Source organism: Streptomyces sp. NBC_00012 (assembly GCF_045040875.1).
Classification (GTDB): domain Bacteria; phylum Actinomycetota; class Actinomycetes; order Streptomycetales; family Streptomycetaceae; genus Streptomyces.
Window position 1 is genome coordinate 974956 of record NZ_CP108310.1, and the last position, 226, is coordinate 975181.

Genomic DNA, 226 nt, shown 5'->3' on the forward strand with positions numbered 1-226 from the left:
GGCCGCACAACCCCTATGGGTTCGGCCCGTCCCCCTAGCCAACCGCCCCTGTCGGTCCAGGGGTCGGCGGCGGGTACGGTGCCCAGGAGCCGGGCCTCGCCGCCCGTTTCGGGCGGGTTCCGGGTCACGGGCCCGCAGGGGGCGGGGCGCGGCGGCAGCCCGCTCGGCCGCCGCCGCGTGGCTGGCCGCACCCGCCCCGCCGGTGGGCGGGGCGAGTCTGGGGCCG